Annotated in this window: 17 protein-coding genes and 3 pseudogenes; 11 read left to right on the top strand and 9 right to left on the bottom strand. The window is 43.7% G+C overall.

Features of this window, described 5'->3' with window-relative positions:
• A partial coding sequence (locus L1D55_RS24130; RefSeq protein ID WP_239919159.1) for an IS3 family transposase occupies nucleotides 1–199 on the top strand: 199 nt, incomplete at its 5' end.
• Between the two features lie 30 nt (nucleotides 200–229).
• Here L1D55_RS24130 and L1D55_RS24125 read toward each other — a convergent pair.
• Nucleotides 230–463 (bottom strand): annotated as a pseudogene (locus L1D55_RS24125) (phosphodiesterase); the annotation flags it as partial.
• 60 nt (nucleotides 464–523) lie between these two features.
• Nucleotides 524–1018, bottom strand: coding sequence for a hypothetical protein (locus tag L1D55_RS24120; protein ID WP_239919158.1), 495 nt, complete (start codon nucleotides 1016–1018; stop codon nucleotides 524–526).
• 257 nt (nucleotides 1019–1275) lie between these two features.
• Here L1D55_RS24120 and L1D55_RS24115 point away from each other — a divergent pair, with 257 nt between their 5' ends.
• The 4 genes from L1D55_RS24115 (at nucleotide 1276) to L1D55_RS24100 (ending at nucleotide 7334) form a co-directional block, all read left to right on the top strand.
• Nucleotides 1276–1752: a CreA family protein gene (locus tag L1D55_RS24115; RefSeq protein ID WP_102425418.1), complete on the top strand. Its 477-nt coding sequence runs from the start codon at nucleotides 1276–1278 to the stop codon at nucleotides 1750–1752.
• Between the two features lie 116 nt (nucleotides 1753–1868).
• Nucleotides 1869–3173, top strand: a complete 1305-nt coding sequence (locus tag L1D55_RS24110; RefSeq protein ID WP_239919157.1) for an inosine/guanosine kinase — start codon at nucleotides 1869–1871, stop codon at nucleotides 3171–3173.
• 270 nt (nucleotides 3174–3443) lie between these two features.
• Complete coding sequence (locus tag L1D55_RS24105; RefSeq protein ID WP_239919156.1) at nucleotides 3444–5192, top strand: formate--tetrahydrofolate ligase; 1749 nt, start codon at nucleotides 3444–3446, stop codon at nucleotides 5190–5192.
• A 237-nt stretch (nucleotides 5193–5429) separates the two neighbouring features.
• Nucleotides 5430–7334: a diguanylate cyclase gene (locus tag L1D55_RS24100; RefSeq protein ID WP_239919155.1), complete on the top strand. Its 1905-nt coding sequence runs from the start codon at nucleotides 5430–5432 to the stop codon at nucleotides 7332–7334.
• 40 nt (nucleotides 7335–7374) lie between these two features.
• On the opposite strand, the gene L1D55_RS24095 is transcribed toward L1D55_RS24100, so the two are convergent.
• Nucleotides 7375–7980, bottom strand: a complete 606-nt coding sequence (locus tag L1D55_RS24095; protein WP_239919154.1) for a beta-phosphoglucomutase family hydrolase — start codon at nucleotides 7978–7980, stop codon at nucleotides 7375–7377.
• 87 nt (nucleotides 7981–8067) lie between these two features.
• Here L1D55_RS24095 and arfB point away from each other — a divergent pair, with 87 nt between their 5' ends.
• Nucleotides 8068–8478, top strand: coding sequence for an alternative ribosome rescue aminoacyl-tRNA hydrolase ArfB (gene arfB / locus L1D55_RS24090; RefSeq protein WP_239919153.1), 411 nt, complete (start codon nucleotides 8068–8070; stop codon nucleotides 8476–8478).
• Nucleotides 8479–8555: 77 nt separating this feature from the next.
• On the opposite strand, the gene L1D55_RS24085 is transcribed toward arfB, so the two are convergent.
• Complete coding sequence (locus tag L1D55_RS24085; protein ID WP_239919152.1) at nucleotides 8556–8873, bottom strand: helix-turn-helix transcriptional regulator; 318 nt, start codon at nucleotides 8871–8873, stop codon at nucleotides 8556–8558.
• Between the two features lie 200 nt (nucleotides 8874–9073).
• On the opposite strand from L1D55_RS24085, the gene L1D55_RS24080 reads away from it, so the two are divergent.
• On the top strand, nucleotides 9074–9391 hold the full coding sequence (locus tag L1D55_RS24080) for a hypothetical protein (protein WP_239919151.1): 318 nt from the start codon (nucleotides 9074–9076) through the stop codon (nucleotides 9389–9391).
• A gap of 77 nt (nucleotides 9392–9468) precedes the next feature.
• Here the strand turns inward: L1D55_RS24080 and L1D55_RS24075 are convergent, their stop codons facing one another.
• From L1D55_RS24075 to L1D55_RS24065, 3 genes are all read right to left on the bottom strand, one after another.
• A complete protein-coding gene (locus L1D55_RS24075; RefSeq protein ID WP_239919150.1) occupies nucleotides 9469–10527 on the bottom strand; it encodes a trypsin-like serine protease in 1059 nt (352 codons plus the stop codon).
• 249 nt (nucleotides 10528–10776) lie between these two features.
• The gene (gene gcvT, locus L1D55_RS24070) at nucleotides 10777–11910 is read right to left on the bottom strand and encodes a glycine cleavage system aminomethyltransferase GcvT (protein WP_239919149.1); all 1134 of its coding nucleotides are present in this window, start codon (nucleotides 11908–11910) and stop codon (nucleotides 10777–10779) included.
• A gap of 448 nt (nucleotides 11911–12358) precedes the next feature.
• Nucleotides 12359–12982, bottom strand: a complete 624-nt coding sequence (locus L1D55_RS24065) for an XRE family transcriptional regulator (RefSeq protein WP_128165239.1) — start codon at nucleotides 12980–12982, stop codon at nucleotides 12359–12361.
• Nucleotides 12983–13422: 440 nt separating this feature from the next.
• On the opposite strand from L1D55_RS24065, the gene L1D55_RS24060 reads away from it, so the two are divergent.
• From L1D55_RS24060 to gcvP, 3 genes are all read left to right on the top strand, one after another.
• Entirely contained in the window at nucleotides 13423–14715 is a 1293-nt protein-coding gene (locus L1D55_RS24060; RefSeq protein WP_004738118.1) for a serine hydroxymethyltransferase, read from the top strand.
• A 51-nt stretch (nucleotides 14716–14766) separates the two neighbouring features.
• Nucleotides 14767–15147: a glycine cleavage system protein GcvH gene (gene gcvH / locus L1D55_RS24055; protein WP_008216962.1), complete on the top strand. Its 381-nt coding sequence runs from the start codon at nucleotides 14767–14769 to the stop codon at nucleotides 15145–15147.
• Nucleotides 15148–15237: 90 nt separating this feature from the next.
• The gene (gene gcvP, locus L1D55_RS24050) at nucleotides 15238–18117 is read left to right on the top strand and encodes an aminomethyl-transferring glycine dehydrogenase (RefSeq protein WP_239919148.1); all 2880 of its coding nucleotides are present in this window, start codon (nucleotides 15238–15240) and stop codon (nucleotides 18115–18117) included.
• Nucleotides 18118–18254: 137 nt separating this feature from the next.
• Here the strand turns inward: gcvP and L1D55_RS24045 are convergent.
• Nucleotides 18255–19088 (bottom strand): annotated as a pseudogene (locus L1D55_RS24045) (alpha/beta hydrolase).
• 347 nt (nucleotides 19089–19435) lie between these two features.
• Nucleotides 19436–20218 (bottom strand): BRO-like protein, encoded by a 783-nt coding sequence (locus L1D55_RS24035; protein WP_239919145.1) that lies wholly within the window; start codon nucleotides 20216–20218, stop codon nucleotides 19436–19438.
• A 387-nt stretch (nucleotides 20219–20605) separates the two neighbouring features.
• On the opposite strand from L1D55_RS24035, the pseudogene L1D55_RS24030 reads away from it, so the two are divergent.
• Nucleotides 20606–21932 (top strand): annotated as a pseudogene (locus L1D55_RS24030) (MATE family efflux transporter).
• Nucleotides 21933–22258: the final 326 nt, after the last annotated feature.

The raw sequence follows: 22258 nt of genomic DNA, 5'->3' as shown, positions 1-22258 counted from the left end.
CTGCTGGGACAATGCTTGTGTTGAGAGTTTCTTCCATTCTATGAAAGTGGAAGCGATCCAATATGAGCCGATTATGACGAGAGAGCAGATGCGCCAAACGATCTTCGAGTACATAGAGGTTGATTATAATCGAACGAGAAGGCACAGTGCTCTTGGGTATCTAAGCCCAGTTAACTTTGAACAACAAAATGTCGCTTAATGAAGTGTCCAGTCTGGCTGGAGCAGATCAGTAGTCTTGGTTATGAATGCGTTTAGTATCTAAATACTCGATAGAGAGTTTTACTTCGCCATGGGATTGCTTGAACGCGTTATCGATCCCCTTTTGGAAATCTGCGGTCCATTGATAGGAAGGTTCGTAGGAGTGTAATACTAGGATTTGTTTAACATCCCAGTCGTTAGCATAAATTGCAGGAGAAAAAGCGCTAACACACAATACAGCGATTGAGATCAATAGCTTGTACATACCGAACCCTTTTTAAAAGACGGTGTATTGTACTCAGATTAACGCTTTCTCAAAGAGTCATTAGTTCTCGAACAATACTTTATAGGTAGAATCTTGATCTTGAGCCAAAAAATCATGTAACTGTTTAGCAAACCCGACAATATTTTGATCGTCTTGGTTAACAATATCTGATATCAGCAGCTCATCGTCACTCGCCGTTACGATAGCACTCGCCACCACATCACCGCTTTTAGTACCTACATACAATTCATGTTCATCTGACAGCATGATTTGGCTTAAGAATTCTAGGATGTTCGCCCTTTCCGCTTCATCTTGATAAGCACTAGCTTGGTTTAGAGAGAAAAGAACCGTCAGTTTGTGAAAATCTACTTTATGCAGTTCGTCAATTTGTGAGGGCGTTTGGTCTTGCGGGAGAAGTTGGTAAGTCTTTTGTGAAAGCTGATTTTTATAGATATCTAGACCTAAGAGGCTTTCTTTTGCGGGGTAAGCAATATCAAGCTGGCTAAACAGCCACTGATTCTTTTTTAATGCGATTTCAGGTATTTCGTTATTCATTCTTTTAGTACCTACAGTTAGTATCCCCAAATATCACAGTTATTTGGCAGACATACGGTCGGCTGAGGCGCCGAGCTACATGCAGAGAGCATACAGAGCATACAGAGCATCACTAAGGCCAACAAGTACTTTAAATGCTTCATATTTTTCATTATCCAACAACATCCTTTAAGAACTTAACGAAAAGCTCTACACTCGTATTCAAGCTTTCAATTTTCTTATAGTAAACAGAACTATACAAATAAAAAGGACTTCTTATGAAAAAAGCCTTAATAGCAGCCGGTATCATGACAATGTTAGCAGGTTGTTCGGACAATGAGGTTGGCGACGTATCTTTAGGTTTCTTCACAATGAAGGATATTAAGATGTCATCTTTAGACGATGACAAAATCCCGGGCGTAACGTGTCACATCGCTTCCATCGAAGCGAACCTGAGTCTTTCTGATCCAAGTGATAGCTCTATTTCTTGCCGCCAAACGGGTGAAATCACGCCTGAAATGATCGCGCAGATTGATAAAAGTAAATCTGGCGAAGTGGTATTCAAGCAGTCGAAAAGCATTTTCTTCAAAACCATGAAAGTTCGCCGTATTTACGACGCAGAAAACCAATCCCTACTCTACTTGTCTTACACCACTAAAGAGACTGAAGGTAGCTTCAAACACAGCCTATCTACTGTTCCTCTATGGGGTACAGCGGCTTACGTTGATCCAGCAACACTCGTACCAACAGAATAATCAATACGAATCACCTGTACAGACATTGTGCAGGTGATTCAAAATGTAATAAAAATGAAAGAAACAGAAATAAAATGTGATATCATGCGGCAAAATTTTTTCACTGTATTTTTCATATGAAGTTTCCTGGACAGCGTAAATCTAAGCATTACTTTCCAACTCACGCACGTGATCCGTTGGTCAACCAAATTCAACAAACACCTAAACTGCACCGCGCAACGATTGTTGGTGTAGGTCAAACCATTGTTGATATCGAAGCCCGTGTTGACAGTGCGTTCCTTGATAAATACGAGCTGAGTAAAGGTCACTCACTGGTATTGGAAGAAAGTAAAGCTGATGCGCTGTATGAAGAGCTTGTAGAGCGCGGTTTGATTACGCATCAATACCCTGGCGATACTATCGGCAACACACTGCACAACTATTCCGTACTTGCAGACAGCAAATCTGTACTGCTTGGCGTAATGTCTAAGAAAATTGAAGTTGGCTCATTTGGTTACCGTTACCTTTGCCGCACTTCTTCTCGTATGAACCTGAACCACCTACAAACAGTAGATGGCCCAATCGGTCGTTGTTACACGCTAATTACCGAAGATGGCGAGCGTACGTTTGCGATTAACGAAGGACACATGAACCAGCTGCTTCCAGAGAGCATTCCTGAGAAAGTGTTCGAGAAAGCATCTGCTCTAGTCGTTTCTTCTTACCTAATGCGCGGTAACCCTGAAGATCCAATGCCAAAAGCAGTACAAAAGGCGATTGAATACGCGAAAGCGCACAACGTGCCTGTTGTTCTAACGCTTGGTACTAAATACGTGATCGAAGGCAACGCTGAATGGTGGCAAGAATACCTGAAAGAGAACGTAACTATCGTTGCAATGAATGAAGACGAAGGTGAAGCGTTAACAGGCGAAAAAGATCCACTTCTTGCAGCGAGCAAAGCACTAGAATGGGTTGACTTAGTACTGTGTACTGCTGGTCCAATCGGCCTTTACATGGCGGGTTACACAGACGAGTTAGCAAAACGCGAAACGACACTTCCACTGTTACCAGGCAATATCCCTGAGTTCAACAAGTACGAATTCAGCCGCGCTATGCGTAAGCAAGACTGTGAAAACCCGGTTAAAGTGTACTCTCACATTGGCCCATACCTTGGTGGTCCATTAGAGATTAAGAACACTAATGGTGCGGGTGATGGCGCGCTTTCTGCTCTGCTACATGACATGGCAGCAAACAGCTACCACTTCGTTAACGTACCAAACTCAGAGAAACACGAACACACGTGTCTAACATACTCTTCACTATCTCAGATTTGTAAGTATGCAAACCGCGTAAGCTACGAAGTGCTAACACAGCACTCACCTCGCCTTTCTCGTGCACTACCAGAGCGCGAAGATAGCTTAGAAGAAACATACTGGGACCGTTAATCGCGCATCTGTCGCGTGACGAATACTGTCATTTAAAAGGGGCTGCGATATGCAGCCCCTTTTGTATTTAATGTGGATGTGACCGTAATTCGAACCCACTAAATCGAATATTTGGCTCATTTAAGATTTGATCTCGCGCAATGACTCTTCAGATCTGTTATCTTCCAGCACATAATCTGTGTGGTTTGCCTTTACTTAGCAAATTTATACAGTACCATCGCCACGCAAACGTTTACGTACCACCTTTCGGTTCTGATATAAGGATCAAATATGCTGTCTGATATCGATATTTGTCGCTCAACACCCCTTAAAAACATCAGTGAGGTTGCTCAGCACGCCGGCCTACAAGAACAAGAACATCAGCCCTTAGGGCAATTCAAATCAAAGGTGTCTCTAACATCACTCGAACGCCTATCTCAACAGCCAGACGGAAAGCTGGTTGTCGTGACAGCAATTACACCAACACCACTTGGTGAAGGAAAGACCGTGACGACTATCGGTTTAGCACAAGGATTGGCGAAGATTAACCAATCAGCAATGGCGTGTATTCGCCAGCCTTCAATGGGCCCGGTGTTTGGTGTTAAAGGTGGTGCTGCTGGCGGTGGTTATTCTCAAGTTGCTCCTATGGACGAGTTGAACCTTCACCTAACTGGTGATATCCATGCTGTAACAGCCGCTCATAACCTTGCCTCTGCTGCTATTGATGCACGCTTGTATCATGAACAGCGTGAAGGCTTACAAGCATTTGAAACTCGCTCAGGGTTGAAAGCACTGGATATAGACCCAAGCAGAATCGTTTGGCGACGTGTGCTCGACCATAATGACCGCGCATTACGTATGATCACCGTGGGTAAAAACGAAAACGGTAAAACGATCAACGGCTATGAACGCGAAGATGGATTTGATATCTCAGCTGCCTCAGAGCTTATGGCTATTTTAGCACTGGCCGATGACCTGCAAGATTTACGTAAACGCATTGGTCGTGTTGTTCTGGCATACAACAGACAAGGTAAGCCTTTAACAGCAAATGACTTTGATGTTGCCGGTGCAATGACAGTAACAATGAAAGACTCTATCGAACCAACCTTGATGCAGACACTTGAAGGCGTACCAACGCTTATACACGCAGGTCCTTTTGCGAACATTGCACATGGTAACTCTTCGATTATTGCAGATAAGATCGCACTGAAACTCAGCGACTTTGTTGTAACTGAAGGTGGATTTGGTTCAGATATGGGCTTCGAGAAGGCCTGCAATATCAAAGTCAAAGCATCTGGTAAGAAGCCCGACTGCGCGGTAGTAGTAGCGACATTGCGTGGACTAAAGGCGAACTCTGGTTTGTATGATTTGAGACCAGGAACACCACTACCCGATTCGCTCTTCAGTGACGACAACGACGGGTTACTCTCTGGCTTTGAAAACCTAAAGTGGCACATTAATAACGTTAAGCAATACGGTGTGCCTACCGTAGTAGCGATCAACCGCTTCCCGCAAGATTCACAACAAGAACTCGACACATTGAAACAGATGATTACAGAGTTCGATAGCAACGTCGCTGTTGAAGTCAGTGAAGCATTTGGCCAAGGCGGTGACGGCGTAACTAAACTTGCACAAGCGGTTGTCAAATCATGCCAAAGTGACAGTGACTTTAAGCCCCTTTACCAAACAGGCCAAAGCTTAGAAGAGAAACTCATGGCGGTTGCTGAAATCGGTTACGGTGCCGCGAGTATTACACTCTCGCCGAAAGCAAAGCAGCAGTTGGCTGAGTTTAAACAACATGGCTATCAAGACCTGTCGGTATGCTTAGCTAAAACACCACTCTCTATTTCAACGGAAGCACATATCAAAGGCGCACCAAGCCAATTTGACGTGCCCGTAAGAGAACTAAAGCTGTGTGCGGGTGCTGGTTTTATTTACGCTTTATGCGGCAATGTAATGACCATGCCTGGGTTACCAGATAAACCGGCGTTCATGTCGTTAGATATTGATAGTAATGGAAATATTGTTGGCCTTAGTTAGACACCTTTATCCAGATAAATGTCGAAATATCGGGATTTAATCGCCTCGTTTTTCGGACCACTATTCTATATTGAGCAATCATTTTATCGTTAAGTGATTGCTCATTAATCAAGTCAAGGTGCACAAAGTTGCACTAAAACCACAGTAATATGCAGATCTTGTTTTAAGTTCTGGGTCAAGATCACATTAAAAACCCTATAAAATATATAGTATTGCGCTGATTCTTTGAGGACAGTGATGAATACAAGTATAAAGAAACTAGTCGGCCAATTTCTGTGCACCATGTTTGCCCTAGGATTAGTCCCTGCCCTCTATATCAACTCTGAATTCGACAGAGTCGAAGCTCAGCACTCGCTAAACATCAAACAATCTAGCCAAAACCAGATTGAGTACAGCTTTCACGAGCTCGCCGTCATTGTTGAACAAATCTCTAACTCAGTTCCCTCTATAGCAGATTCCAAAACGTTACTTCGAGCAATTAAGGAGCCGTCGGTCATTCACACGGAAGCTTTACAAGACCTGTGGGTAATGCTTGCACGTGGCCAAAAGTACTATTCTCAATTACGCTATCTTGATTTAACCGGTAATGAAGTGTTCCGCATAAATTACAAAGATGGCCATGCTTCAGTTGTTCCGGAAAACGAACTCCAAGATAAATCATCACGAAGTTACTTCTCCGCACTTCAAGAACTTAAGATCGGTGAGGTCAGTACTAAAGGCATCGATCTTGAAGTCGAAAACGGTCAGATAGTTCGCCCGTTGATTCCGGCACTGCGCATTATGTCACCTGTCGCTGACAACAATCGCATTATTGGCTACTTCATTGCCAACTTAAACATGCTAGAGATTTATAAACGCCTTCATTACCAAATCGGCGACTCCTCTGCTGTCCCAATTATTCTCAATAAGACTGGTCACATCATCATGGGGCCAGATCCTTCACTGTCTTTTGGTCACGTTATTGAATCACGCTCAGACCAAACATATGCCAAGCTGTATCCTAAGCTCTGGGCTGCGATAAAAGACAACACATCTTCTAGTTACTTTGATGGTAAAAACTGGTATTTCCATGCTGATATCAGTCCTAAGATCAAGCAGTTTGAAGGCCCTATCTACATGGTACTTCATATAGAGAATCAGCAGTTTAATAGCCAGTACCAACGTGAGAACCACGCCATCGTCGTACAGATCGTTACCTTAACGGTTTTAATCTCGATGATCTCAGCAGGTTTTGTACTGTGGAACAGAAACCATAAGAAGAACAGTATTGAAAGCCAATTAGCAAAGGCCGCGATGAATGGCATGTCGGCATTGGTCATCACTGACCGTAATAACCGCATCATCAAAGTAAACCAAGAGTTTACTCGAGTCAGTGGTTATGAATTGGAAGACGTAAAAGGTCGCCAACCTTCAATGTTTGCATCAGGACGTTACAACCAAGAGTTCTACATCAAAATGTGGAGCGTTATTAAGAAGAAAGGTATGTGGGAAGGTGAAGTCGTCAACCGTCGTAAAGACGGGTCGTTGATTACTGAAATACTTCGCATCCAAACCATTAAAGATGCAAAAGGCGTAATCCAGTTTTATGTCGCGTCATTTGTTGATATCAGTAAACACAAAGAGCTTGAGAACAAACTAAGAAACTTAAGCGAAAAAGACGCCTTAGCGGGATGTTGGAACCGCCGCAAGTTTGATCTGGAGCTGCGCGATGAATGCTCCCGTATTAACCGTTACCCTACCCGAGAACACTCTTGTTTGGCGATCCTAGATATCGATCACTTCAAACGCATTAACGATAGGTTTGGTCATGACTATGGTGATCGAGTGATTCAGACCGTTGCTCAAGTATTGCAACGTGAGTGTCGTGAAACTGACTTCGTTGCTCGTATTGGCGGTGAAGAGTTTGGGGTGATTCTGCCTCACACCACAACAGAAGAAGCTGACTACGTGCTTAATAGGCTGCGAATTGCGGTTAGTCTTGAGCTAGACAGTGTTGTTACCGTTAGTGCTGGTATCACGAATCTAACTGGCGACCCTGCCCTAAACTACAAATGTGCCGACCTAGCGCTATATGAAGCGAAAGCTGCAGGGCGTGATAGCGTATGTTTGTTCTTAGACACCGAAATGAGTGAAATCGCCTAGCACGAACTAATTCCTAAGCGACCTCACATTCTGAAGGCAATCAGTTCGGTGCAGGGTGAAACTCTAACTTAACTCCATCGACCACTAGAATACAGTCCATCTTTGCAGCGTGAGCAGCTTGTTTACCAAGGTCCGTATCCTCAAACACCACACATTGCTTCGGTTGTAACCCCATACCAAAACAAGCATCTAAAAAGGTATCAGGGTTCGGTTTGTGATTTTTCACGTCTGTAGCGGTAACAAGAATATCGAGCTTGCTAAGAATGTTCGTCTTTTCTAGCAACTGCTCCGCGCTTTTACGCTGGCTTCCTGTTCCAACCGCAATCTTCTTATTTCCTAAATGTTCGAGTAACAACGAATGTGTACAAGCGATGACATCCCCTTTGTCTTCAATCGCCGCGAATGATGCCATCTTAAACTTAGACACCGCCTGCGGGTCGAGAGACAAACCGTATTTGCTGTTCACTTCGCCTGCTATTTTGTAGCTCGGCATGCCACCTAAGCTATGCAGCCAAGATGCTTCAAAGTGGAATCCAAATTCCTGTGCCGTTTGCTGCCAAGCCTGGACATGAGCCGGCATTGTGTCGATCAACGTACCATCCATATCAAAGATTAATCCTTCATATGCCGTTAAATCTATTTTCATCTCTGTTACCACTCTTTAAGAAAGTTACTGATACCATAACCAATATTCAGTATCATGACGCCACATTACGGTTCAAAATGGAAGTTTATGCTACAAATATCTAACTCTGTATCAATTCAAGACTGGGAACTTCAGTTAACCGCGATCAGAGCCCAAGGTGCGGGAGGCCAAAACGTCAATAAGGTCTCTAGCGCAATACACTTACGCTTCGATATCAAGCACTCTACTCTGCCCGATTTCTACAAAGAAAAGTTGTTAGCCTTCAAAGATAGCCGAATTACTAAAGACGGTGTGATCATCATTAAAGCGCAACAATATAGGACTCAGGAACAAAACAGAGATGATGCGTTAGTACGCTTGAAAGAACTGATATTGGAAGCAACAAAGGTTCAAAAAGTAAGACGAGCGACTAAACCTACACGTAGCTCACAAAGAAAGCGTTTAGAGAACAAAAAGCAAAGAAGCAACACCAAACAACTTAGAGGAAGAGTGAGCTAGCTGCTTCCCCAAGGGGCGCCACTTCCAATCAAATAACGGCTCTATTCGCTTTCCCCCACTGTTTCACCTGTACATATTTACTGTGGCTTTTTAAACGCGAGAATTAGCTTGATCAGCAACATGCGTTCTTCACTTGTGAGCAAGCGACTCACCGCAGCGACGTCTTCGGCCGTTGCATGAGAAGCGCCAACAACATCTAACACCACATCCAGATCTGTCGCTTTCAATGTCCGAATTATCGAGCGATATTGTGACATCTTAATATCTGCTTCACCGCGCTCGATGCGCTGATAAGTTTTTAAGCTCATTCCTGCGCTAGCAGCCAGTTTCTCTTGGGACAAATTAGCTCGCTTCCTACGCTCAATGAGCGCCATGACAATTGGCTCTTGTGACATAAGCTTACTCCCACTAGACAGTTATGACCTATATTCAGCAAGAAGCAGACCATATTGACTCACTCATGTTTACATAAGCTATTAAAGGCATATTATTCGATCCTTAAAAAACCTTACGTATCATAAACATTTACACATACGTCTATAACAACTATTCAGGCTAGTAAACTTGGTCAGCCAAGTCTTAGGAAATAAAAAAATTGCATATTGCGAACAAGAAAGAAGTCGAGTTGGAAATTGCGAATGACTACAAACTAGCGTTTCCTTGTATAAAACAGGCTTTAGATTCAAACACTACACGTGCCGATATTATCAAAGTTCAACACAGACTTCTTACTTACAAAGAGGTCTTACTCCACGGCGATATGCTAGGGGACAAAGAGCTTAAACGTGCTTTTTCCGCTTTAAACACTAATGAGAAAAGCGTCGCGCAAGGCGGAATAAGAAGCATCAATGATGCTATTAAAGAAATGGATGAGATAATCGAAAGATACAGTAGGAAAACCAATTCGGTTTGAGTTATTACCCTATCGTTTATTCGTAACTTAGGTTAGTTAAGCATTGGTAAAACTTACTAGATCAAAGCCATCAACTTCTAGCGTTTAACCGCTTTTCTCACTCCAGCGATCAACATTAGCATGCCTAATAAACCAAACGAAACGCTGCCACCACTGCTAGAGCCCGATGAAGTACGCGCGTTCACATAAGCAGTACGCTTAGCATCTGTAGAGACAAACTTAGGTGTTTCATTGCCAGCAACTACACTATCAATCCAATCTTTGTAGTCATAGATCTCTGTAAATACCGAAGTCACAGTAGAGCTTCCCCCACACGTTTCTGGGCCAAAGCTTGTAATACCAACTTGTCGGTAATCCGCGCCGTCTAACCAGTAAACTGGTCCGCCGGAGTCACCTTGGCAAGTACCGCCGTATAATTGAGTAAATACACTAAAATCACCGACGAAACAAATCTGATTGTCTGTTAAAGCAGAGCCATCAGAAAAAGCCGACGCACACGTAGTGTTGTCTACATGGTGAAGCGGTGCTCTTTGCAAAATCGTCGTAGCATCAAAACCAGAACGAGTGTCTCCGTGCCCTACTGCCACAAAGTCATTTACGCCGATACGGTAGCTATCATCTGAAGGACGCTTAACCACATCATTCACTGAATCAATGTTCAATGCACTTTCAAGCTTTAACACAGCAACATCATTACGTAGAAGATCACTTAGGTTATCCGAGTAATCACTGCGGTAGTAAACTTCAACTACGCGCGATTTCTGGATATTGCCATTGGGAAATTCAGATGTATCTTCAAGTTGCGGTACCACTGTTGTAAACAGCTGACCTTCTTCATTACCGTAAATACAGTGCGCGGCGGTCAGAATATGAGTCGGATTTAAAATGGTTGCGCCGCAATACGCACCTGTCGAGTAAACACCATCGTAATCAATACGATCGATAAACAAACTCGCCATTGAAGGGAAATCGCTTACTGATGCGTCGCTACCGTTAACGATATAAGGCGTTACACCAACATCAGGAGTCGGTTCAACCGCATTCTCTGTAGCCATAACACTTGATGAATAAATCAAAGGCGCTAAAAGACCTACAACGACTTTGTTTATAGGACTAATTGCTTGATTCAAATTCATAGATAACTCCTTGTAACACTTACTACTTATTTATAATGCGAATAGTTCCCAACAATAACATGCTATGGCTTTCACTATAGCGTGTTTTTGCAACCTCAATACGACATTTTTTAAACATGACAACGAAAAATGACAGGATACTGATGGCCGAAGATCCAATCAAAACAAAAAAGCCTACCGTTAAACATCCCTAAAAAGAGAAGCTAACAATAGGCTTTCGTTATAATTTGTGATTTATCTTATAAGAGATTAGCCACGGTAGTAACGTTGAGGTACGAATGGCATTTTTTCTACTGTCATTGGTAGCTTCTTACCACGGACTTCAGCAAATACTTCTGTACCGATAGCAGCAAGATCAGTGCGTACGTACGCCATTGAAACAGGCTTACCCGCGTTAGGACCAGCGGTACCACTCGTTACCACACCTACTTTGTTTCCTTCCGCATCAAACAGCTCAGCGCCTTCACGTACAGGAGCTTTAGTTTGACCCACTAAGCCAACACGCTTACGTTGAACGTCTTTAGTCGCGATTTGCTCAAGGATGATATCGGCACCTGGGAAACCGCCAGCACGCTCACCGTCAGTACGACGAACCTTTTGAATACCCCACAGAAGGCTAGCTTCTACTGGTGTTGTCGTTGTATCTAAGTCGTGACCGTATAGGCAAAGACCACATTCAAGACGAAGTGAGTCACGAGCACCAAGGCCAATCCACTCTACTTCAGCTTCTGCTGTTAGTTTACGAGCTAGTGCTTCAGCATGATCGTTCGGTACAGAGATTTCGTAACCATCTTCGCCTGTGTAACCACTACGGCTTACGATGCATTCAACACCGTCAACATCAACTTTTTGAACGTCCATGAATAGCATGCCTGCAACACTTGGCTGGAAACGAGCAAGAACTTCAGCCGCTTTAGGGCCTTGAAGTGCTAATAGTGCACGGTCATCAATCACTTCCATCTCAACATCTGCAGGAAGATGAGCGGTAAGGTGGTCGATGTCTTGTGTCTTACAAGCTGCATTAACAACAACAAATAGGTGATCACCTAAGTTAGCAACCATAAGGTCATCCATGATGCCGCCCTGCTCGTTAGTAAAGAACGCGTAGCGCTGCTTGCCAGCAGGAAGATCGATAATATCGACAGGAACTAGAGATTCTAAAACAGCGGCTGCGTTTTCACCGTGTAAACGCAGTTGCCCCATGTGAGAAACATCAAAAAGACCAGCAGCGTCACGAGTATGTAAGTGCTCTTTCTTTACACCTAGTGGATACTGAACTGGCATGTCGTAGCCAGCGAAAGGAACCATTTTTGCGCCCACTTCTACGTGAAGTGCGTGCAGAGGTGTTTTTAGTAGGTCTTGATTAGCGTGTTCTTGAGTCATTTTCTTCTCCATGAAGCGTTGCAGGCTTTCCAAAGTCGAGTCTGCCGCTTATATCTCTATTTAGAGTCGCCTCTAACGATACGGGTTAACGTTAGAAACAGTAGATAGTAAAAAGTGATGTCTTTTATATAGGCTTTTATTACTAGCGATATAAAAAGAGGCTTCTGTATAAAAGCTATACGACTCACTTTCTAAGAATTCACTTCAGTAAACTTCAATCAACATGAGTAAACCGTGTTCACTATAGTAAACAAGCCTGAGTCAGTTTTACACCCTTAACAAGATTAAAACAGCTCAAAATGTGACATTTAACAATTTAAAAACAACTTTTAGTCCCATACAAAAACGCGATATTGATGCTTTTAACACCAATATCGCGTCTTTTGGCAAACGTTAGAAACAAAAGCAAACGTTTGCATTCACTATGAGAAATTCGAATTTTGTTAACTTATTTTGCAGTCACCCACAAAATAAGAGCATCTTCTGTACTGGTGGAAATCAACATATGACCCATGTTGGCGTCGTAATACATGCTATCCCCCTCACTCATCGGTACAGGTTCATAGAATTCTGAGTAGAACATCACATCACCAGAGATAACCATTAAGAACTCTTCACCATCGTGACGAACCCAATCATTGTACTCTTCAAAAGTACGAGCTCTAACACGGCTTTTGAATGGCATCATCTTTTTATTGGAAAGCTCAGTCGCCAGCAATTCATGCTCGTAAGTTGGTGTTGGGTGAGGTTTACCCTGGCCTGCCTTAGTTAAGTCACGACGTCCCGTTGCAACTTTTTTCCTTGGTGGCTCAAAGAGTTGCGGCATATCGATTTGCAAACCCATTGCAAGTTTCTGCATTGCTTGAAACGTTGGCGAAATTTGTTCGTTCTCAATCTTACTCAACGTAGAGCGTGCTAAGCCAGTACGTTGGCTCGCCTCTTCTAACGTAATGCCTAACTTACCGCGGATATCTTTAATACGCTGACCAAGCTTAAGTGGCTCAATATTCTGATCTAACGTTTCCTTCGCTAACGTTAAAGATGGGTACTCATCATAAATGTCTTCTGACATAGGTCCCTCATTCATTTCTTACTTCCTGTCTATTAAATTCATTGTTGCATGAAGCGCTTTGTTGATTAAAGAGCACACAGAGAAATAAAGCGTGCTCCCCGTAGCAAAACGAGAAAAACTGTTTCCTATTGGAAATTTTTGTTGAAAATTGATTTTATCGGAGCTATGTTATCGACTTGTTAGATGAAGAGATGCTACTTCAGCTTGTCGCAAGTGATAGATTTAACATTTGTAAGAGCTGTTTTTTACCCGAAATTTTGGGAACCAATTCGTGCTGCATTGACCCTACAACGATCGCTTTGATGGTGTAGATGTATAAATAAAACGCAAACCGTCTATCTATACAGCTATATAACGCAAACGATACCGATGCAGAAATCTACGTAAGACCTAATGGACTATAAAAACAATCACCATTAGCTTAATGAAAGGTCTCGACAATGAACGCTTACCAAAACCATAGCTTAGACAGTTTTTTCTCTACGAACCTATCTGCGACTGACGACGCAGTATTTGCTGGAATCCAAGCAGAGAACACTCGTCAAAACGAACAAATCGAACTTATTGCTTCTGAGAACATCGTTTCTAAAGCAGTAATGCAAGCTCAAGGCACTTGCCTAACCAACAAATACGCAGAAGGCTACCCAGGCCGTCGTTACTACGGTGGTTGTGAGCACGTAGATACAGTTGAAGCTATCGCTATTGAACGTGCTAAACAGCTATTCAAATGTGAATACGCGAACGTACAGCCTCACTCAGGCGCTCAAGCAAACGGCGCAGTTAAACTTGCCCTACTTCAACCTGGCGATACTATCCTAGGTATGTCGTTAGACGCTGGCGGCCACCTTACTCACGGTGCACGTCCTGCTCTTTCAGGTAAATGGTTTAACGCAGTTCAATATGGTGTAGACCGCGACACACTAGAGATCGATTACGAAGCGGTGCGCGCTCAAGCGATCGAATGCCAACCAAAAATGATTATTGCAGGTGGTAGTGCTATCCCACGCGTTATCGACTTCGCTAAATTCCGTGAAATCGCTGACGAAGTTGGCGCTATTCTAATGGTCGATATGGCGCACATCGCGGGTCTTATCGCGACAGGTGCTCACCCTAGCCCACTACCACACGCACACGTTGTAACGACAACAACGCACAAAACACTTCGTGGCCCACGCGGCGGTATGATTCTGACTAACCACGAAGACATCAATAAAAAGATCAACTCTGCAGTATTCCCTGGCCTACAAGGCGGCCCACTAATGCACGTAATTGCGGCTAAAGCTGTCGCATTTGGTGAAGCACTTGGCCCAGAATTTAATACTTATATTAATTCAGTGATCGATAACGCAAAAGTTCTTGCTGAAGTGTTGCAAACTCGCGGTTGTGACATTGTGACTGGCGGAACTGATACGCACCTAATGCTGGTTGACCTTCGTCCTAAGGGCTTGAAAGGTAACGTAACAGAAGAAGCATTAGAGCGTGCGGGCATCACATGTAACAAAAATGGCATACCATTCGACTCAGAGAAGCCTATGATTACTTCGGGTATTCGTTTAGGTACGCCAGCTGGAACCAGTCGTGGTTTTGGCACTGAAGAATTCAAACTTATCGGTGAATGGATCGGTGATGTTCTTGATGGCTTAGTTGAAAGCCCTGAAGGCAACGCTGAAGTTGAGCAACGTGTTCGCAAGCAAGTTAAAGAGCTTTGCAAGCGCTTCCCTCTTTACCGTTAATCCGTTTTTAAGATTTAAATTAAAACCTCATAAATTTTTGGAGAATAAGCAATGGACAATACACTTAAGTTTGCAGACAGCCACGAGTGGGTAAAAGACAACGGTGACGGTACTGTAACTATCGGTATTTCTGAGCACGCTCAAGAGATGCTAGGTGACGTTGTGTTTGTTGACCTGCCTGAAACTGAAGACGAAATTGAAGCTGGCGAAAGCTTCTCTCTAGTTGAATCAGTTAAAGCTGCTTCTGATATCTACGCGCCAATCTCTGGTGAAATCGTAGAAATCAACGAAGAACTAGAAGATAGCCCAGAGCTAATCAACGAAGAACCTTATGAAGGTGGTTGGATTGTTAAAGTGAAGATGTCTGATGCGTCTGAACTAGACAACCTTAAAGATGCGGAAGAATACCTAAGCTCTATCGAAGAAGACTAATAGGTAACCTCATTACGATAAAGCTGCTCTTGTGAGCAGCTTAATTTTAGGGGCTAGCTCACGGCTCCAGAGAGAAAGTAGAACGATATCATGACTGAATTACTTCAAAGCCAATTACTGAAAGACTTGGGTACACAAAACGAGTTTGTTGCTCGTCATAACGGCCCAAATAAAGCAGACCAGCAAAAAATGCTTGAAGCGATCAATGCAGCTAGCCTAGATGCACTGATCGACGAAACGGTTCCTGCACAAATCCGTCTTGAAAAACCAATGACACTTGCTGCGCCACTGAGCGAAATGGACATGCTGACCTCTCTTAAAGAGATCGCTAACCTAAACCAAGTGAAACGTACTTTCATTGGCCAAGGCTACTACAACACATTTACTCCAAACGTTATTCTACGTAACGTTTTAGAGAACCCAGGCTGGTACACGGCTTACACACCATACCAACCAGAGATTTCTCAAGGTCGTCTTGAAGCTCTACTGAATTACCAACAAATGGTCATGGACCTTACAGGTATGGAAATCGCGAACGCATCACTTCTTGATGAAGCGACAGCGGCTGGCGAGGCAATGACACTGTGTAAGCGTGCTGGTAAAAGCAAGAGCAAAGTATTCTTCGTTGCTGACGATGTTCACCCTCAAACACTAGAAGTTGTTAAAACTCGTGCTGAGTACATCGGTTTCGAAGTAATAGTTGGCGCTCTTGAAACACTTCCAGAGCAAGACGTATTTGGTGCACTAGTTCAATACCCTGGTACAACAGGTGAAGTTCGTGATCTAACAGACATCATTGCGAAAGCTCAAGCAAACAAAACACTTGTAACTGTTGCGACAGATCTACTTGCTTCTGCTCTACTTAAGCCAGCAGGCGAAATGGGCGCAGACGTAGTAATCGGTTCAGCTCAGCGCTTTGGTGTTCCTATGGGCTACGGCGGTCCCCACGCGGCATTCATGGCAACTCGTGAAAAGCACAAGCGTACAATGCCAGGTCGTGTAATCGGTGTTTCTATCGATACGCACGGTAACCAAGCTCTACGTATGGCAATGCAAACTCGTGAGCAGCACATCCGCCGCGAGAAAGCGACATCGAACATCTGTACAGCTCAAGCACTTCTAGCAAACATGGCGTCTTTCTACGCGGTTTACCACGGTGCAGAAGGCCTACGTACTATTGCTCGTCGTACACACCACATGACAGCTATCCTAGCGGCTGGCCTGACTAAAGCGGGTTACGAGCTAACGAACAACAGCTTCTTCGATACCATCACAATCAACTCTGAAGAGAAGACAGATGCACTGTACGCGAAAGCACAAGCAGCAGACATCAACCTACGTCTACTTCCAGGTAAGATTGGTATCAGCTTAGACGAAACAACCACAGTGGACGATGTGAATGCCCTATTCGCTATCTTCGACGTGAAAGAAGACGTTCAAGCACTATCTTCAAACATTGCATCAAACGAGTTTGCAGCAATTCCAGAAAACTGCCGTCGTGAATCAGAGTTCCTAACTCACCCAGTATTCAACACGCACCACAGCGAAACGCAAATGATGCGTTACCTAAAACAGCTTGAGAACAAAGACTTCTCACTAACACACGGCATGATCCCACTGGGCAGCTGTACGATGAAGCTGAACGCTGCTGCTGAGATGATCCCAGTAACATGGCCTGAGTTTGGTTCTATTCACCCATTCGCACCTCTAGAGCAAGCGGCTGGTTACACAGCACTAGCGAAAGATCTTAAAGAGAAGCTATGTGAAATCACCGGTTACGACGATTTCTCACTACAGCCTAACTCTGGTGCATCAGGTGAATACGCAGGTCTAATCGCGATTCAACGTTACCATGCAAGCCGCGGTGAAGCTCACCGTAACGTTTGTCTGATTCCAAGCTCTGCGCACGGTACTAACCCTGCAACAGCATCTATGGTTTCTATGAAGGTTGTCGTTGTTAAGTGTGATGAAGATGGCAACATCGACATGACTGACCTAGCAGCGAAAATCGAGAAGCACAAAGACAACCTATCAAGCATCATGATCACTTACCCTTCTACGCACGGCGTATACGAAGAGCAAGTGAAAGAAGTGTGTGAACAAGTACATGCAGCGGGCGGTCAGGTTTACCTAGACGGCGCGAACATGAACGCTCAAGTAGGCCTAACTTCACCTGGCTTCATCGGTTCAGACGTATCTCACTTGAACCTTCACAAAACATTCTGTATCCCACACGGTGGCGGCGGTCCGGGTATGGGTCCTATTGGCGTTAAATCGCACCTAGCACCTTTCCTACCAGGTCACATCGAAAATGGTGTACAAGGTTCTGACTACGCGGTATCAGCAGCAGATTTAGGTAGTGCTTCAATCCTACCTATCTCTTGGGCTTACATCGCAATGATGGGCGAACCTGGCCTAACAGACGCGACTAAAGTTGCGATCCTGAACGCGAACTACGTGATGGAAAAACTACGTCCTCACTACCCTGTTCTTTACCGTGGTACTAACGGCCGCGTAGCGCACGAATGTATTATCGATATTCGTCCACTTAAAGAAGACACAGGCATCAGCGAAGAAGATATTGCTAAGCGTCTAATGGACTTCGGTTTCCACGCGCCAACTATGTCTTTCCCAGTAGCTGGCACACTAATGGTAGAGCCAACTGAGTCAGAAGACTTAGAAGAGCTAGACCGTTTCTGTGAAGCGATGATCGCAATCCGTCACGAAATGGCAGCAGTGAAAAACGGTGAATGGCCACTAGACAACAACCCTCTAGTGAACGCACCACACACACAAGTTGACCTAGCTGGCGCAGAATGGGATCGCCCTTACTCTCGTGAACTTGGTTGTTTCCCATCGAAAGCAACAAAGAACTCGAAGTACTGGCCTACTGTTAACCGTGTAGACAATGTATACGGCGACCGTAACCTAATCTGTTCTTGCCCAAGCATCGATAACTACGAAGATTAATTCGTAGCGACGCTAAACATAACAAAAGGCGAACCAAACGGTTCGCCTTTTTGTTTTTGGAGACTCAATCATTTCAACCTGAGAGGCAAAGATCTCTTCAGCAACACATATTGATTTTTATTGTAGTTGCTGAATATCTAAGTTTTGGTGCTATTTCTAACGCCAGTAATAAACTTATCAACTTCCGTATAGAACTTGCCCGGTTCGTTTTGCACCCAGTGGTTTGCGCCTTCAAATGAAACATTGTCTAGCGTGCTAATAAATACTTTCGCACGTTCACAACCCTCTAGGCTGTCAGTACCCCAAAAATATACATTAGGTATGGATAAGTTTTCGAAGATCTGTCCCCAGCCAACCACGCCACGGACATCTTGAGTCGCATGTTGTCCGTAGATTTCACTCGCGGTTTGACCAAGAACCTCTGGCTCACATCTTCTAACTGATGAAAGATACTTAACACCCGCTCCGTGTCCCCAAGCCATAGGGAAACGTTTTGAGAAACCTTCTCCTTTCACCCAGCTCGCAAATTCGTCACGACTTAATTCAGTATATGTATCTGCAATAATCTGGGATAGGATGATGCTTTCTTCGTGCAATCCGCCTTCAGCATTAATAAAACCACGCACGATGCCTCTCGTGTCGTATTCACAAACCAACGTCGATGTATCGCCTCCCCAAGAGTGCCCAAGTAGAAAGCAATCATGGATGTTCAATAGGTCGAGTGCTTTCAATATTCGCTTTGCTTGAGCTTAAGTTGAATGGGATACATTCGAAGCAGGAGAATAGCCATAACCACACAGGTCGAACATGACTAAGTTGTAATTCGGGAGCCAATCCAACGCGTCGGCAAAACATAAATGCGACTCACCCAACCCATGAATTAACACCAACATTTCCTGAGACTCTTTGATATCAGTCGACAAGCAATAAAGCTGGTCATCATCGATTTCTAACCACTTTTCTATCAACATATTACCCTCTCAGTTCTAACCACAGAATTTGGATTTATCTTAACGAATCCAACACGATAAGAAAGGTAAATTTGGTCAAGTTTTATAAACTCATTGACCTTACCGTAAGGGAAAGGTTTAAGGTGAAATGAATCCAACAATGAATGAGGAAACGATGATGGGATGTTGCAACAAAGCGCCCAAAGGTGGTGCCCCTTTGGGCTTGCTTCTTAAGGTAACGTTAGGAATTGGGCTTTTTGTATTTCTGTTGGCTTTGTGGCAGTAAGTTCTCTATTCATGTCCAATAGACAATGGAATAAAAGGAGCGCCACAGCGACTGTTGGCGCTTCATATATTGTATTGAAGATCTAACCGCGAGCTCTCTCTACAAGACTTTTAGCTTCTTCGATAATCGGCTTGTGAAAGCGTACATTCAAACGCTCACCAGATGGGCAAGGGATACTACGCTTCGAGTACTTCAAAGATAGGTTTTCACACCATGTAACAACATCGAACTCTTTTTCTGAAGATAGAAATTGATTAGCCTCGTCAAACCATTCACGAACAGTAATTATAAATTGACTATCGTGATCTCCATTTTCTAACTTTGATACTCTCGCCTGAACACTTGAGACTTCATTTTTAACACTTGAGACCTCTATTTTTAGTTTTTCCTGTTCTTGAATTGTATCTGCTAACAACCGTGAGTTCTGTGCGACTATTTCAGCCATTTGTGAAAGCGCAGACCCTTGAGGTGTTTTGGGTGGTGGATAAACGCCATGCTTCTGCAGTGATGGAATTACTTCGTGGTATAGCCATCGTTGGAACTTTTTGCCTGCTTGAGATTTATCACTAGCCATTACTCGATTTAGGCCTGGCTGAGTTACAAAGATTTCCGTTTCATTTGGAAATTTGGGTTGCGGAACAGGGACATTAATATATTCGTCGTCATCAAGATCTTGGAGCTGGGACTTAATCAGATTCGGGATATATTTTGAAGGATAACGTTCATTTAATTGGCGATTTTCTTTTGTGAGGGTTACAAATATATCGGTCAAAGAAATATGTAAAATATCGTCGAAATTACAAGTTCTAATGTCACTCGATCCTGCATCCCCCTCATAACACACATTAATTAATTCACTTTCCATTTACACCGATCCTTATAAATTGATTGAATTTCATCTGTAGACAACGAACTTAGCATGATTGCATCCTAAGCATTATGCTACCGATTGTACTAAACTTTGTTTATCTATAATAATGAGCCATATCGCAACCTTAGTAATTCACATTGTAAATGTTAAGTTTGCCTATTTATGCAAATCGAGTTAAATCATGTAGTTACGACAATAAAAACACCATTCAATCTAATGAAATGAAACTCATTGGCTACACTACTAAATCTCTATATACCCAATGCTTGACCCTATACAGTAAGGTGTTTATATTGTCGCCGCCCAAATGGGGCACATCCTAAAATGCACACCGGCCATCCTGCCATCACTGGTGCATTTATATTGGTGTTTTGAACTTCCATGCTAACGAAACTTCGTCCTTTTACTCGTGAATCGGGTGCGCTTATGCACCTTTCGATTCCAATCATTTTGACTCAAATAGCTACCCAAGCGATGGGATTTGTCGATACGACAATGGCTGGCCAAGTAAGCCCTGCCGATCTTGCCGCTATTGCTCTTGGTACTAGCCTTTGGATTCCTGTGTTACTGCTGCTACGTGGTGTGATTATGGCGTTAACGCCAGTCGTTGCTTACCACCGCGGCGCACGTGACTTCCAAAGTATCTCTGTTGAATTCTTCCAGATGGTATGGCTTGCATTAATTGCGAGCGTACTGCTTATCGCTTACTTGGTGAGTGCGAAACCGATCTTAGAATGGATTGGCGTAGCCGCTGAGATCATTCCAATTGGCAGTGACTATGCGTTTGCCCTAGCCTTTGGTGTACCGGGTATTGCCCTGTTCTACACTTTGAACGGCTTCTGTGAAGGTATGAACAACACCAAAGTACCGATGATCATTTCGGTAATTGGTTTGCTGATTAATATTCCGGTCAACTACGTGCTTATTTACGGTAAGTTTGGGTTCCCTGAAATGGGCGCTGTGGGCTGTGGCTGGGCTACAAGTTTAGTGTATTGGCTAATGTCGGGAATGCTCTATTCCTACATTAAAGGTCATCACCACTACAAAACCATTATTAGTTTTGCAGACGCTAAACCAAAAGCAAAAGAGATGCTTCACCTTCTAAGATTAGGTTTGCCTATCGGTATGAACATCGCTGTATGTGGCAGCGGCGCAAATCGCTCTCAATATATCGAGCCTGACTTACGTGATCCCAATGAGTATCTCGTTTGGCATTACGATTCGTGTTGGTCACGCTTTGGGTGAAAAAGACGAACTTGGTGCGATTGAGCGCAGTAAAGTCGGTATTTTGGTGGCAGCATTAATCTCGTTGCTTTCGGTAGCGATGTTCCTACTGTTCCCTGAATTAATCATTAGGCTTTACACGACAGACCCAGTAATCAGCGCAACGGCAGCAGTGTTATTGACCTTTACCGCTATGTACCAATTCAGTGATGCTCTACAAACCTCTGCAAATGGTGCTCTGCGTGGCTATAAAGATACTAAGATCCCAATGATCTTAGCTATCGCTTCATACTGGGGCTTAGCGCTACCTATGGGTATGGTGTTGGGCTTAACCGACTACGTGGTTCCAGCAATGGGCGAAGAAGGCTTTTGGATTGGTATTCTAACGGGCTTGAGTGTGTCAGCCGCTCTGATGCTACTTCGCTTACGATACGTGATTAAGAAGCGTGACTTGCCACCAGCAGATGCGATAGCGACAAATTGAGTTGAACCAATCAACTAATACAAAAAAGCGCGTTACTGCCCATTGGCGATAACGCGCTTTTTTAAGGTTCATCGCGGATTAGCGGGAACTAAAAACAAAAACGGTAGTAAGTGATATGGTTTAGTCGCCAAACAAAAATCATACACAAACTACCGTTTTCATGCCGAATCATACTTTCCTATCTTCATTCTGGGAAGGCTTTAAAATAGTAAAGTCTCACCAGACAGCATCACTTATTACACTGACTCTTAAACCTAACTCTGAGGCTAAATGCCTTTGCGGTCTTGAAGCCGAGGCTATCCATGAGTAGAGGCTATCCATGAGTA

The sequence above is a fragment of the Vibrio sp. Isolate22 genome, assembly GCF_022398115.1.
Lineage (GTDB): Bacteria > Pseudomonadota > Gammaproteobacteria > Enterobacterales > Vibrionaceae > Vibrio.
Note: the sequence above shows the minus strand (reverse complement) of the source record. Positions and strands in the feature narration are given on the sequence as shown.

Bases quoted from the DNA above. Each gene is read 5' to 3' on its own strand.
- L1D55_RS24120 (WP_239919158.1), bottom strand. From the start codon at position 1,018: ATGAATAACGAAATACCTGAAATCGCATTAAAAAAGAATCAGTGGCTG.
- L1D55_RS24115 (WP_102425418.1), top strand. From the start codon at position 1,276: ATGAAAAAAGCCTTAATAGCAGCCGGTATCATGACAATGTTAGCAGGT.
- L1D55_RS24110 (WP_239919157.1), top strand. From the start codon at position 1,869: ATGAAGTTTCCTGGACAGCGTAAATCTAAGCATTACTTTCCAACTCAC.
- L1D55_RS24105 (WP_239919156.1), top strand. From the start codon at position 3,444: ATGCTGTCTGATATCGATATTTGTCGCTCAACACCCCTTAAAAACATC.
- L1D55_RS24100 (WP_239919155.1), top strand. From the start codon at position 5,430: ATGAATACAAGTATAAAGAAACTAGTCGGCCAATTTCTGTGCACCATG.
- L1D55_RS24095 (WP_239919154.1), bottom strand. From the start codon at position 7,980: ATGAAAATAGATTTAACGGCATATGAAGGATTAATCTTTGATATGGAT.
- arfB (WP_239919153.1), top strand. From the start codon at position 8,068: ATGCTACAAATATCTAACTCTGTATCAATTCAAGACTGGGAACTTCAG.
- L1D55_RS24085 (WP_239919152.1), bottom strand. From the start codon at position 8,873: ATGTCACAAGAGCCAATTGTCATGGCGCTCATTGAGCGTAGGAAGCGA.
- L1D55_RS24075 (WP_239919150.1), bottom strand. From the start codon at position 10,527: ATGAATTTGAATCAAGCAATTAGTCCTATAAACAAAGTCGTTGTAGGT.
- gcvT (WP_239919149.1), bottom strand. From the start codon at position 11,910: ATGACTCAAGAACACGCTAATCAAGACCTACTAAAAACACCTCTGCAC.
- L1D55_RS24065 (WP_128165239.1), bottom strand. From the start codon at position 12,982: ATGTCAGAAGACATTTATGATGAGTACCCATCTTTAACGTTAGCGAAG.
- L1D55_RS24060 (WP_004738118.1), top strand. From the start codon at position 13,423: ATGAACGCTTACCAAAACCATAGCTTAGACAGTTTTTTCTCTACGAAC.
- gcvH (WP_008216962.1), top strand. From the start codon at position 14,767: ATGGACAATACACTTAAGTTTGCAGACAGCCACGAGTGGGTAAAAGAC.
- gcvP (WP_239919148.1), top strand. From the start codon at position 15,238: ATGACTGAATTACTTCAAAGCCAATTACTGAAAGACTTGGGTACACAA.
- L1D55_RS24035 (WP_239919145.1), bottom strand. From the start codon at position 20,218: ATGGAAAGTGAATTAATTAATGTGTGTTATGAGGGGGATGCAGGATCG.